This window comes from Anabaena sp. WA102 (assembly GCF_001277295.1).
Taxonomy (GTDB): Bacteria; Cyanobacteriota; Cyanobacteriia; order Cyanobacteriales; family Nostocaceae; genus Dolichospermum; species Dolichospermum heterosporum.
In genome coordinates this window covers 851,428-864,808 of sequence record NZ_CP011456.1, presented here as the reverse complement: position 1 = coordinate 864,808, position 13,381 = coordinate 851,428, and the positions used below count along the sequence as shown (strand labels likewise).

Sequence of the window (13,381 nt, the reverse complement as noted above, 5' to 3'; positions counted from 1 at the left end):
ACTGTCGGGAGGATGATGCCAGGACTTTTATAAAAGTTAATCTAATTTAGACGTGCTTTCTATGAGTGAGTCAGTTAAATTCTAGAGTTTCTATGGCTTCACTCCAGGATCTATCTGGGACTATAAACAAAAGGCGGGGTGAAAAATCCCTGCTGTTAATCATTATCAGATTCAAAGCTGCGATTAGATTATCTACGTCTGTCTAGGGGAAGAATAAATTTACCATATCTCCGGGATATTTGATAGCCACTCTTCTGAGATTTTCCCTGGCTTTAACATTTATATATATTTAAGGATGTAGAATTTTTATAGCTAGGGCTTGACGAAAGAAGTATTAAGTGTAAAGGATCAAGGGTGAAGGCTGCCGTCAACTCAAGCGGAAGAGAAAATCTATTTTTATACTTTACGCCTCATACTTCATCCTTCCCTAGTTTCATGATTTTTGAGGTAGGTAAGGTAAGACAGAAGATTTGCACCCAAGATTTGGATTGATCATCATGGAAGTTATTTTTAAGATTACTCGACAAGAAGAAAATTCTCACCCTGTTTTCAAGTCTTACGTTTTGGAGGTAGAACCAGGTAATACTATCCTGGATTGTCTCAATCAGATTAAGTGGGAACAAGATGGAAGTTTAGCATTTCGCAAAAATTGCCGCAATACAATTTGTGGTAGTTGTGCTGTGCGGATTAATGGGCGTTCTGCTTTGGCTTGTAAGGAGAATGTGGGCAGTGAACTGGCTAGACTGGAGAAAATATCATCATCTGCAAATCAGCCTCAAACTACTCCAGAAATTACAGTTGCACCTTTGGGGAATATGCCTGTAATTAAAGATTTGGTTGTGGATATGAATGGTTTTTGGCACAATTTGGAGACGGTTGCTCCCTATGTGAGTACCGCAGCTAGACAAGTTCCTGAAAGAGAGTTCTTGCAAACGCCTCAAGAGCGATCGCTTCTTGATCAAACGGGCAATTGTATTATGTGTGGAGCTTGTTATTCTGAATGTAATGCTCTGGAAGTTAATCCTGATTTTGTTGGTCCCCATGCTTTGGCTAAGGCATATCGCATGGTGGCAGATTCCCGCGATAGTAATACAGAACAAAGATTAGAAACCTATAGCACAGGAACTCAAGGGGTTTGGGGTTGTACTCGTTGTCTTTATTGTGATTCGGTTTGTCCGATGGAAGTTGCCCCATTAGAACAAATTACGAAAATTAAACAGGAAATTCTGAAGCGTAAACAAGCTGATGACAGTCGGGCAATTCGTCATCGTAAGGTTTTAGTGGATTTAGTTAAACAAGGTGGTTGGATTGATGAACGCCAATTTGGGGTTCAAGTGGTTGGTAATTATTTCCGCGATTTGCAAGGTTTACTCAGTCTTGCACCTTTGGGCTTGAGAATGCTAGTTAAGGGTAAATTTCCTCTTTCTTTTGAACCGTCCCCAGGAACTCAGGAAGTGCGATCGCTCATCGAATCTGTACAAAATAGTGATTAGTCAGTTGCAAAAGAATGTTTCCCTTTCTTGCGCTACTTATTTCTTAATTCTTCTTTCTGACTCCTGACTTCTGAATGGGCGCAGGCCCTGCGCCCCTACTTCCTGGATTAACTTGGCTCTTGGGGAATGTTCAATTTTCGCCCAAATCGGTCGTAAACCAAAATATCCCATTGTCCATTATTACTATACTCAAAGGCGATTCTACTACCATCAGCACTAATTGTTGGATTGCGGACTTCTCCTTGCACATCACCTGCTAAATTCCGTGATTGACGCACATCTCGATCATAAAAAACAATTTGTGTTCGTCCTTGACGACTAGCAGCAAAGACAATAAATTTGCCATTGTCAGAAGCCGCAGGATGGGAAGCAATTGTATCAAAGGAATTTAAGCCTGGTAGGTCTACTAAATTACGAGTCAATGTATCAAACATATATACATCTTGACTGCCTCGGCGATCGCTTGTGAATACAATATATCTTCCAGAAATTTGCGGATTTAATTCGGACGAGAAGCTATTTAAACTCCTTCCCCCGGAATCAAATGGGTAAGTGAGTAAACGCGGGTAGCCAAAACACCCGGTTAACAGAGTTGAGCATAAAACTAAAATTATTGATAATTTATAATTCATAGGATGTTAAGTAGGTTGGCGTTGAAAATTGTCGTTATGGCAAGGCAAAAGGCAAGAGGCAAAAGGCAAGAGGCAAGAGTGAAGAGGCAAGAGGCAAGAGGCAAGAGGCAAGAGTGAAGAGGCAAGAGTGAAGAGGGTTTAGGCGATTTTACATTTCTTTACACAGTTTGGTTTTATTGTGTTCACCTACTTAAATATTTTTGTCCAATTACTTAACCTTGCACTTTTTTGTTCTCAAAATCAGTGAGACCCTTACTGAGAGGCGGTTCTAGCTTTACTCAGCAAGCCCTACTTATCTTTGCCCATTTCTAAAATTCTACTGGCGACTGGTTCTATTACCGGAGTTACTGATAGACGATTGCCTTTTTTCACTACTAATAATTCATCATCATTAAACTCAGCTTTGAGTGTTGATAGTGAAAGAGGATGATTAAAAATTTCGACAAATTCCACTTTTACAGTTTGCCAACGGGGGGATTCAAGACTTGATTTGGCATCATAATATTTACTATTTATATCAAATTGTGTTGGGTCTGCAATACCTGTTTCAACTATCCGCATTAAACCAAAGATACCGGGTGGTTCAGTGTTGGAGTGATAGAAAAATGCTAAATCTCCTATTTGCATTTGCTTCAAGAAATTCCGGGCTTGATAATTACGTATACCGTCCCAAATCGTCTCACCTTGCTGTTGTAAGTTTGTAATACTATAAACTGCTGGTTCTGACTTCATTAACCAATAATTAATTGTATTCATTTAGAGGGTGTTTGAAAAGTTATGGTTGATGTATCAAATATTTTTTACCCCACCCTAACCCTCCCCTTGTAAAGGGGAGGGAACTGGATTTTTATTGTTTCCCCCCTTTACAAGGGGGGACTAAGGGGGGTAGCAATGTGATGAAAATTACGGAATAACACTTTTCAAACATCCTCTTAAGTAGGTTGGCGTTGAAAATTGTCGTTATGGCAAGGCAAGAGGCACTCATGCAAGAGTGAAGAGGGTTTGGGCGATTTTACGTTTCTTTACACAGTTTGGTTTTATTGTGTTCTCCTACTTAATAATTAATTCCATAATTGTAGAGACGTTACAGAGAACGCCTCTATATATACTAACTTGCTGCTAAATTACCCCAAGCAATATAAGGTAGTTTTGCTGCTGTTGCTTTTACCTGTTGGGCATTTGCTACTAACTGTCCGCAAGCGTCCCAAGTTCCGCTAATAAAAGTGCTTCTTGTGCCTTCACTAATCATAACTGAGGCAGTAAAATCACCAAGTTGCACTTGCAATTTTTCCAAATCTATGGTTTTAACTGCTTGAGGATTGGTAGTAACTAATTCTTGTAGATGTTTGACTACTTTCTCATCAGCAGTTACGCATGGTATCCCCATTGCTACGCAGTTACCAAAAAAGATTTCCGCAAAGCTTTCACCAATTAGGGCTTTAATTCCCCATTTTGCTAGGGCTTGGGGTGCGTGTTCTCGTGATGAACCACAGCCAAAGTTGCGGTTAACTATGAGAATTTTTGCGCCTTGATATTGGATTTGATCAAAGGGGTGTTCACCATTTAAGGCTTTTCTGTCGTCAACAAATACGCCTTCTCCTAAGTCGTCAAAGGTGATGGCTTTTAAGTAGCGGGCGGGGATAATTCGGTCGGTGTCTATGTCGTTACCAATGAGGGGAACGGCGTTACCGGATATTTGTTTTACTTCACTGACCATTGGTAATTGGTAATTGGTAATTGGTAATTGGTAATTGGTAATTGGTAATTGAAAAAACTCTTTTCTGTCACCTGTCACCTGTTCACTGTCACCTACAGTAGTTCACGCACGTCGGCGATTTCGCCTTTGATGGCGGCTGTGGCTACCATTGCGGGACTCATTAATAAGGTGCGACCGGAGGATGATCCTTGTCTCCCTTTGAAGTTGCGGTTGGAGGAGGAGGCGCTGATTTGTCTGCCTTGGAGTTTGTCGGGGTTCATGGCTAAACACATGGAACATCCTGGTTCTCTCCATTCAAAACCGGCGGCTTGGAAGATTTTATCTAGTCCTTCGGCTTCGGCTTCTTTTTTGACTCTTTCTGAACCAGGAACTACGAAGGCTTTTATACCTTTTGCAACTTGGCGACCTTGGGCAATTTTGGCGGCTTCTCTCAGGTCGCTGATGCGTCCGTTGGTGCAGCTACCAATGAAGCAGACATCTATTTTTGTGCCTTGGATGGGTTGACCGGGATATAAGTCCATGTAGCGATATGCTTCTTCGGCGATGAAGCGGTCTTCTTCCAGGAGTTCTGCGGCTGTGGGGACTTTTTCATCTACGCCAATTCCCTGACCGGGTGTAATTCCCCATGTGACTGTGGGGGGAATATCTTCGGCATTAAATACTACGATATCATCGTATTCTGCATCAGCATGACTACTGAGGGATTCCCACCAAGCAATGGCTTTTTCCCAGTCTGCACCTTGGGGAGCAAAGTCTCTATTTTGTAGATAATCGTAGGTGATTTGATCGGGGTTGACGTATCCGCATCGCGCCCCACCTTCTATGGCCATGTTACAAACGGTCATCCGTTCTTCCATGTTCATCTGGGTAAAGGTTGTACCAGCAAATTCGTAAGCGTAGCCTACGCCACCTTTTACGCCTAGTGTGCGGATGATGTGCAATATTACGTCTTTGGCGTAAACTCCGGGTTTGAGGTTGCCGTTAACTTCGATTTTGCGGACTTTGAGTTTTGATAATGATAGGGTTTGAGAGGCGAGAACGTCTCTAACTTGGCTTGTACCGATACCAAAGGCGATCGCACCAAATGCACCATGACTTGATGTATGGCTATCTCCACAAGCGATGGTCATTCCTGGTTGTGTTAGTCCCAATTCAGGGGCAATGACGTGAACTATTCCTTGATTTCCTGAACCAATATTGTAAAAAGTTATGCCATTTTCTTGACAACTCTTTTCTAATGCCTGAATCATTTCTTCGGCCATGCTATCCATAAAGGGACGAGCTTGGTTTTCTGTGGGAACGATATGATCAACTGTGGCTATTGTCCGTTGTGGAAATAATACTTTTAAATCCCGCTCCTTGAGCATTGCAAAGGCTTGGGGACTGGTAACTTCATGAATAAGATGTAGTCCAATAAATAGTTGTGTTAATCCTGATGGTAATGTACCAACGGTGTGTAAGTCCCAAACTTTGTCAAATAGTGTACCCTTGCTCATACATCAATCTACATTAAAGGAGTCGGACTTTCGATTGTATCAGAAATTTGGTGACAATGGAATTTTAGAAATCTAGCTGCCGATAGTGGTTAACAAAAAAAATATATGACGGGTTGTCATATTTGGCATTGATTGTATTTAAAATGAAATGAGAACAATAAACATACTTCCACAGGACAGAACCATGAAATCTATCGCAGCAACTTTGCGACGCTTGAGCCTAGCTGTATTAACAGTTATTGTAATTTTTGGTAGCTTTGCGGTATTCACTCCTACTGCATCTGCGGAAACATATACAGTTAAACTGGGCAGTGATAAAGGTATGTTAGCCTTTGAACCCAAGAAATTGACTGTTAAAGCTGGTGACACAATTGTTTGGAAGAACAACAAAGTTCCCCCCCACAACGTTGTCTTTGATCCTAAGAAGAATCCTACCGCAGATGCTGAGTTAGCAAAGTCTTTGTCCCACAAGAAGTTATTAATGAGTCCTGGACAAACCGAAACCACAGTTATTCCTGTTGATGCTGCTCCTGGTACATACACATTCTACTGCGAACCTCACCGTGGTGCTGGCATGGTTGGTCAAGTCACTGTTGAAGGTTAATATATAGCCACGAACCATCCTTGTTAATGTACAGGGATGGTACAGTAGCTATCAGTAAATCAAAAAGCTTACTTAGGGTTTGCTGAATAAGTTGTCTGTGAGGGTAGGGAACAGGGAACTCTTAACTGGGAACAGTTTCAACTATCTGGATATCCTCAATTTTCCAAATCCGACCCAGGAAAATGCACCGATTTTGAGACACCATCAGCCAAAACCTTGCACTTTTTTGTGATAACAATCCGCGAAACCCTTATTAATAAATGGTTTTAGCTTTATTTAGCAAGCCCTACTTAATATACTAAACACGGGTGAGATTTAAACTTTTGCCAAATGACAAAGAACCCAGACGTGTAGTAGGGGTAAAGCAAAAGCTGATATGTGTCAACTTAAGCTCAAATCCCTACCACATCTAGTTCCTAGTCTCTGACTAGGAATGCAATTGATGAGGCTCTGCCTCTAATATCATTGAAGGCAGAGCCTTCTAGAATTCATTCCCAGTCAGAGACTAGGAATGAGACGACTTGAGGTTTTTCGTAATTTTGTAAAAGTCCATGTCTGAACCGTGTTGAGTATATTACAAAAAACAGATAAGAAAGTCTAAAGTTTCAGAGTTTAGAGCTTCAGTCAAAAAAAGATGCTTTGCGTGAAACAAAAATCAGAAATCCCGATAAAAATCGGGAGAATTATGTAGGTGAACACAATAAAACCAAACTGTGTAAAGAAACGTAAAATCGTCTAAACCCTCTTCACTCTTGCCTCTTGCCTCTTGCCTTTTGCCTTGCCATAACGACAATTTTCAACACCCACCTACTTATCACTAAGGAACATCAATAGGAATCAGACCATTTTCTGGAACATAACCAGAAAAACAACCATCATCAGAAGACACCAAAATCAACCGCAGAGGATAATCTGGAGGGACTCGCAAATCAGCCCAAGGTACTGCTATTTCTAAACAAGAATCTAACGCAACTTGGGCGCGAGAGGCACGGGGATACCATAAATGATTGTCTCCTGCTGCTCGAAACTGCACCGATTGACTGAGTAAATTAACTTCTAAATGATGGTGAAATAGATAATTCAAAGGTGCGCTGTCTGGTACTTCGGCTAGAGGTATGGAACTATTCACCATTGTTCTATCTGGATAATACCAGAATAGGTGCAAATCTGGAGGTATATCTTTGCCAGGAACAGCACCTGTTTTAAAATCTACTCGCACATAAAAATTCAAATGGTCTACCCCATACCATAAACGTTGGATAGTGCTGCTGTTGTGCATTGTTCCTCTAGCACCACCAACTTCGATGCGCCCAGCTTTGTCCCAATCTTGTTCATCACCTTTACCATCTATGATAGGATGAATAAAGCCTTGTGGTTTATGGTCAGAACGGGCTTGATGGATTTCTAGGGGGGTGTGCAGATATGGAGGTATGGGTTCATTTAAGGCTTTGTAAATGCCATAGAGATGTTCCCGAAATAATTGGTCAAAAATGGCATCTTGATTGGAAGAATGTCCCTCTCCAAACCACCAAAACCAGTCTGAACCTTCAGCCGCATATAGGGCTTCCCAGGCGGCTGGGTTGTTTTGTTCTGTGGCTTCGGGATGATTTGCTAAGACTTGTCTAGCTGCGGTGAGATAGTCCCAGGCGCGGTTTTTGACGGGATCTCCTATCCATGTGGTAAAATTGCCGTCTACCCAAGAACCACTATGGAGTTGTGCAGCGGGAATAGTGGCGGTAGGTGGGTGTTTTTCAATGAATTCGGAAACGGTGACAAGTTTGATATGGGGTTCATTGCTCAAACTTTCATACAATGTTTCTAAGAAGTCTTTCCCGTCGTGGGGATAAAATTCCCAACAATTTTCCCCGTCTAGGGCAATTGTCACTAACCAAGGTTGATCATCGTTACTTTCTTTTTGTTGTTTAGCGATCGCTTGCAAATGTCCAACTAAATCCGCTGCTGCTTTCTTTGCCGGCATTGCACTGTATGTAAAGCCAATTAAATCTGATAATCTGTGATCACGGAAAACAATCGCCACTTCACCTGCTGGAGTTTGCAAACGATAGGGACGATAGAGCAATTCTGGTTCTTGGACATTTCCCGCAGCGTCTCGATGAAAAAAGTGTTTTAATGACCAACCTAAAACCGCTTCATCTGAGCAAATCCATTTAAACCCTTGTTTAATAATATACGGTAAAATTTCTGGACTAACGGACTGTTCAGAAGGCCATAAACCTCTAGGATCTTGCCCAAACCTATCTATATATAAATCCCAGGATTTTTGTAAATGCCGGGGGATATCTTCTACCCACTGAAACCGCTGCTTGGGTAATGTCATCTGCGGCACAGCCACCCGTCCTGAATTAGTATCAGCTAATAAGGGTAAAATCGGGTGAGTATAGGGAGTAGTGGTAACTTCCAGTTGTCCACTGTCCTGCATTTTCCGATGTTGGGGAATAATCTGACTGAGAATTTGCCGCTGTTTGGAATAAATGCGTTGGCGATCGCCTAAACTAAAATTACGACCTTGTGCTAACCAAGCCGCAATTTCTGGATCATGCCAAAATAAAGGATCAATCCAAGCTAAATTATGCCAAGCTAGTAAATCACCATAATCTGACAACTGCCAATTTGCTAAACACCAACTTTGTCCCTGTTCCTGCCTTTGGTAATATAACTCGGCATAACGAGGATGAGGATCAATCAAAGTATGATGGTTAGCATCAAAGAAATGTTGAACAATGAACTCTTTTTGTTCACGAGTCAACTTTTCTACAGGAGTTAAACTAGCAGTTAAATAAGGGTCAAAAGCCGTACCTGCAACATAATCTTCTATTTGCAATATTAACGAGGGAACTAAATTCACCGTTTGGTGCAGTTTAGGATACTTCTCTAACAATAATACTAAATCCAAATAATCCTTAGTCCCATGTAAACGTACCCAAGGCAAGCGGTACTGCTGGCTAGTCACTAGAGAACTACCATTTTCAGGAGACTTGTACAACGGTTGATGTTGATGCCAGATAAACGCAACGTGCAAAGGATGAGACATATAATATATAAAAGAGTAGGTGATGGAAAATAGGGAACGGGGAACAGGTGACAAGTATATCTTACCAATTACCTCTTCCCCATTCCCCATTACCAGCGATTTAGATAACTTTTTTTACTTCAGAAACTTATCCTACAACTTGTTCTACTTCAGAGATTTCAGGAATCATTTCCTTAAGACGGCGTTCAATACCCATTTTCAGAGTCATAGTGGAACTGGGACAAGAACCACAAGCACCCTGTAACTCGACTTTAACAATCGGTCCATCCAATTCTACGAGTTTTACGTTACCACCATCAGACATGAGATAAGGGCGCATCTCGTCTAATACAGTTTCTACATTTTCTATCGTTAGTTCCATAGGTTTAGACCTGTTTAGTAAATAAATTGGTAATTATCCGAGTTGCTAATTATCTAGTGTAGGCTGGAAATGGATAATTGGTCATTAGTCAGTGGTCAGTGGTCAGTGGGAAGAAAAATATTCTCCCCTGCCTCCTCCCTATTCCAGTAGCTGAATATTGGAATAAACAAACTCGGTAATTGATTGAGGAGTTGCAGTTTTCCCATCTTCATATTCTGCCACCACCTGCTTCGTTAAAATGTAGTAATTACCAAATTTTTGATATGTGTCCGTAAACTTGAGGATGCTATTAACATCACCTGTTTGCGAATTGCGAAAAACCACATCATAAGCAGAAGGGATATAACCGGAGTCTGTATCTAGGAATTGCTCAGAATTAATCTCCAAAGACATCCGACCCATAACCCGAATTTCTTGACAGATTTTTTGGTTACGGATTTGATATTGAGAATCAGTATTTTCGCCTTTGACAAAAACCGTTTCTGCTGCGTTACCCAAACTAAACTCATTTTCACTAGAAGAAGTTTGAAAATTGCTTCCTTGACAGCGAGTAATTATTTCCTGTAAATGAATATCAATTCCTGCTTCTATTTGTTTATCTGCAACTCCCGTAATTTCCACATTCAAATTACGGTCAATCTGAATTTTACCTGTATAAACTTCTCCTTCCTGTAGCAGTTGCACATCGGCAGCATAACCAGGAAAGTTTTCATCCCAAGTGTAACGACCTTCATAAGCAGTTTGAAATAAAATTTCTGCTGTTGACTGAATTGCCATATCACCACTTTGACTGTGCTTTCTTAACAGTTTAATTCAAAGTTGATAATTCCTATACAAAATATATTTGGCGAATTTAAACTTTGCGCCTTTGCGCGTTTGCGTGAGACATATTCTTGAAGAAGAATTCATGAGTCAGAAATAAAGTTTAAATCACAATTTTCGACTTAGCACACAAAAGCTCTCAGATTATATCACCAATATAGCAGAAACTGTAACTATGTCAATAATCAATTGCTAGAAAGTTGAAACTTCGTGAAATTATTGACAACATTCTCAATAACTCTGAGAATTACCCCCCGCTTATTGAGAATGGACTAATTTGCCGAAAATCCTATTTAAAAAACTTATCTATCGAGAATCCTTTAAGGTTTGCGAATATATCCCCATTTACCAGCGATAAAAGATGATTTTCCTGATTCTTGATTTGGTTTAAATTCTCCACCAACATTAACTAATGCCAGACCTTCAGAAAAAGGTTTAGCAAAATCAAAAGTCGCTGGAATGATCAACTCACCATAGCGATTGATATATCCCCATTTTCCTGCCATTTTTACAGGGGCTAATTCTTCGGAGAAAATATCAGCTTCATCAAATTGGGGATTGATAATAAATTGACCAATTCTATCTATATAACCCCATTTATTCCCAACTTTAACTAATCCTAAACCTGCGTAAAAACTTTTAGCATCATCAAATTCAGGGAGAATAATCATGCCACCTGCTTTATTAATAAATCCCCATTGATTTGCTACTTTTACAGCGGCAATATCCTCATGAAATGATTTAACCTCATCAAATTGAGGAGAAATAAAAATTTCACCAAAGGCATTAATAAATCCCCATTTACTAGCTATTTTTACAGCAGCGACACCTTCAGAAAAAGATACAGCATCATCAAATTGCAGCGGGATAATCTCCTTACCTGTTTTATTAATATAGCCATATTTATTCTTGATGCTGACTACAGCCATTTCTTCTATAAAGGGTGCAGCAGTATCATACTGAAGATGGGTAATAAATTTACCAATTTGCTCAATGTAAGCAGATTTATAACCTATTTTGATGACTGATATTCCCTCGGACAATGGCTCAACCCAATCGAATTTTACTTTCAGTCGAATTTGCTGTGATGTGGGATTTATATAATAATAATCATCGTTATTGCTACGCCGATGGGTAAAACTATACTTTTTGATTTCTTTCGCGTCAAATATTCCTGGTGGTTGCGAATAAATCCCAGATTTGAGAACTTTGGCTAAAGCATCATTATCTTCTCGCAACCCTTCATAAAACCAACAAGCTTCTCCTTGAATACCAACAACTTTGCGGTTGTAATTTAGGACATTAACTAAATGTTCTGGAGTAATTCGATATGTACCAGTTTTAATTTTAATGCCCGGAATCAATTGCAGTAATTGTTGTTGGGTAAATTGATCTTTTTTGATTCTATCTATCTCACTTTGATAATTTTCAAATGTATCTCTATATATTTGGGGATGAATTAAATCAACTAATCCCAAATCAATCCAAGTTTGAGAATCTTGCAGGTAGTTAACATAACCCCAAGGATACACGCTGGGAGATATGGAAATAATTAATTCAGGATTAACGTTAATGATTTCTCGATAAACACGGCTGAGAAAAACGGAAAGAATATCAGCCCTCCACCGTACCCATTGTTTCCATTTTCTAGTCCATTCTGGATCTTGTAATTTTGGATCTTGGGGATTTTGTTTTTCTGGGGGTTTTGGTGGTTGTTCTTTAAACTCTTGTTCATAAAGTGCAATTGTTTCTAGATTGTAACCACCTTCTATTGGAAAAGCCGGAAAATGATCATCTCCTTGAATGCCAGCAATATCATATTTATATTTTGTGGCAACTTCTAGGAATAAACTTAATAAAAAGTCTTGCACTTCGCTATCAAAAGCATTTAGCCAATAAAAATTATTGATAACTAGGTCTTTACCAGTAGAATCTATAGCTGTCCATTCGGGTTTTTTCTCGATTATTGATCCCTTTTTGATTTGATAAGAACTCATAAAGCCATATTCAAACCAGGGGATAACTGCAATATTCCATTTTTTAGCTTCTGTTATGATTTCGCTTAAAGGATCTCTATGTTTACCAGTATTTTTGTCTATAAAACGCGGGTTTATTTCTCTATCTTTACCAAATGTCGCTTTCATGAATTCACTGGGATAGTTGGTAAATCCCTGATTCCAAACAACAGGAAAGACAACGTTAAATCCAGTTTCGGCGAGAAATTTCATTGCCTCAGCAATGTTTTCTTGCTTATCAAATACTTTACTATCTGTGGTTGTTATCCAAACGCCGCGAATTTCCATGATTCGATTTTAGATTTTAGATTGTAATAGATTTTTGTAAGGGCAAGAAATCAGAATTATTTCCTTATTCTTCCTTCTTTCTTCTTTCTTCTGACTCCTGACTCCTGACTCCTATTTTATATTTTCTCTAACTAACGCCCATCCTTGGGAAAAAGAACTGGCTTCATCAAATTTGGGAGGAATTACAAATTTTCCGGTTTTGTCAATATAGCCCCATTTATTATCTTTTTGAACTCGTGCTAATCCTTCAGAAAAATCATCAGCTTGATCAAATTGTGGGGAAATGACAAATAATTCTCTGCCAGGAATATATTGAGCAGGTACAGTGGGAATTTCTAGAATTCGACAAATAAAAGGAGCTATTTCACCTCTAGTCAGGTTTTTATTGGGCTGCAAAAGTTTGATGTCTGGGTAATTAACAACTATGCCTTTTTCGGTGGCGGCTGCGATCGCTCCCATTGCATAAACGGGAATTTGGGCAAAGTCGGTATAATTCTTTTTTAAAGTAATAATAGGTTCAATTGTCACCCCATATTTTAACCCGGAAACTAAAGCTGTTAAAGCTTGGACACGGGAAATAATTTGATTAGGTTGAAAAGTCAAATTGGCATATCCAGAGAGGTAATTTGTTTGATATGCTTGAGCGATCGCCTTAGCTGCCCAATGATGAGTGGGAACATCTTTAAAAGTTACCGCTGGACGAGATAATGGTTGTTTGAATGATAATGGTGTATAAATAATCGCCGCAAATTCTGCGCGAGTCACAGGAGCATCAGGACGAAAAGTCCCGTCTGGATATCCTTTTAAGATATTTTGCCAAGCAGCAGCCAGAACAGATGCTTTTGTCCAATGGGTTTCAATATCGGAAAACATAGACTAGTTGAAGATAAATATGCTTAGT

The 13,381-nt window shown here is 39.7% G+C and carries 11 protein-coding genes; 2 read left to right on the top strand and 9 right to left on the bottom strand.

The genetic code is table 11. The features are described 5' to 3' along the window. Positions 1-497 precede the first annotated feature (497 nt). The gene (locus tag AA650_RS03515; RefSeq protein WP_081424129.1) at positions 498-1,493 is read left to right on the top strand and encodes a succinate dehydrogenase/fumarate reductase iron-sulfur subunit; all 996 of its coding nucleotides are present in this window, start codon (positions 498-500) and stop codon (positions 1,491-1,493) included. A gap of 107 nt (positions 1,494-1,600) precedes the next feature. Here the strand turns inward: AA650_RS03515 and AA650_RS03510 are convergent, their stop codons facing one another. The 4 genes from AA650_RS03510 to leuC all read right to left on the bottom strand — a co-directional run bounded on the left by AA650_RS03510 (position 1,601) and on the right by leuC (position 5,338). Next, entirely contained in the window at positions 1,601-2,125 is a 525-nt protein-coding gene (locus tag AA650_RS03510) for a TolB family protein (RefSeq protein ID WP_053537981.1), read from the bottom strand. Between the two features lie 288 nt (positions 2,126-2,413). Beyond that, positions 2,414-2,881 (bottom strand): EVE domain-containing protein, encoded by a 468-nt coding sequence (locus AA650_RS03505; protein ID WP_234413289.1) that lies wholly within the window; start codon positions 2,879-2,881, stop codon positions 2,414-2,416. A 352-nt stretch (positions 2,882-3,233) separates the two neighbouring features. Then, positions 3,234-3,842: a 3-isopropylmalate dehydratase small subunit gene (gene leuD, locus AA650_RS03500; RefSeq protein ID WP_027402708.1), complete on the bottom strand. Its 609-nt coding sequence runs from the start codon at positions 3,840-3,842 to the stop codon at positions 3,234-3,236. 92 nt (positions 3,843-3,934) lie between these two features. Beyond that, positions 3,935-5,338: a 3-isopropylmalate dehydratase large subunit gene (leuC, locus tag AA650_RS03495; RefSeq protein ID WP_053537980.1), complete on the bottom strand. Its 1,404-nt coding sequence runs from the start codon at positions 5,336-5,338 to the stop codon at positions 3,935-3,937. Between the two features lie 184 nt (positions 5,339-5,522). Here leuC and petE point away from each other — a divergent pair, with 184 nt between their 5' ends. After that, positions 5,523-5,942, top strand: a complete 420-nt coding sequence (gene petE / locus AA650_RS03490; protein ID WP_053537979.1) for a plastocyanin — start codon at positions 5,523-5,525, stop codon at positions 5,940-5,942. 817 nt (positions 5,943-6,759) lie between these two features. On the opposite strand, the gene AA650_RS03485 is transcribed toward petE, so the two are convergent. The 5 genes from AA650_RS03485 to AA650_RS03465 form a co-directional block, all read right to left on the bottom strand. Further along, a complete protein-coding gene (locus AA650_RS03485) occupies positions 6,760-8,994 on the bottom strand; it encodes a glycoside hydrolase (RefSeq protein WP_053541173.1) in 2,235 nt (744 codons plus the stop codon). Positions 8,995-9,121: 127 nt separating this feature from the next. Continuing rightward, a complete protein-coding gene (locus tag AA650_RS03480; RefSeq protein ID WP_053537978.1) occupies positions 9,122-9,355 on the bottom strand; it encodes a NifU family protein in 234 nt (77 codons plus the stop codon). A gap of 138 nt (positions 9,356-9,493) precedes the next feature. Continuing rightward, positions 9,494-10,132 (bottom strand): DUF3386 domain-containing protein, encoded by a 639-nt coding sequence (locus AA650_RS03475; RefSeq protein WP_053537977.1) that lies wholly within the window; start codon positions 10,130-10,132, stop codon positions 9,494-9,496. Positions 10,133-10,497: 365 nt separating this feature from the next. Beyond that, on the bottom strand, positions 10,498-12,480 hold the full coding sequence (locus tag AA650_RS03470) for a WG repeat-containing protein (RefSeq protein WP_053537976.1): 1,983 nt from the start codon (positions 12,478-12,480) through the stop codon (positions 10,498-10,500). 111 nt (positions 12,481-12,591) lie between these two features. Further along, a complete protein-coding gene (locus AA650_RS03465) occupies positions 12,592-13,353 on the bottom strand; it encodes an S-layer homology domain-containing protein (RefSeq protein ID WP_081424128.1) in 762 nt (253 codons plus the stop codon). Positions 13,354-13,381: the final 28 nt, after the last annotated feature.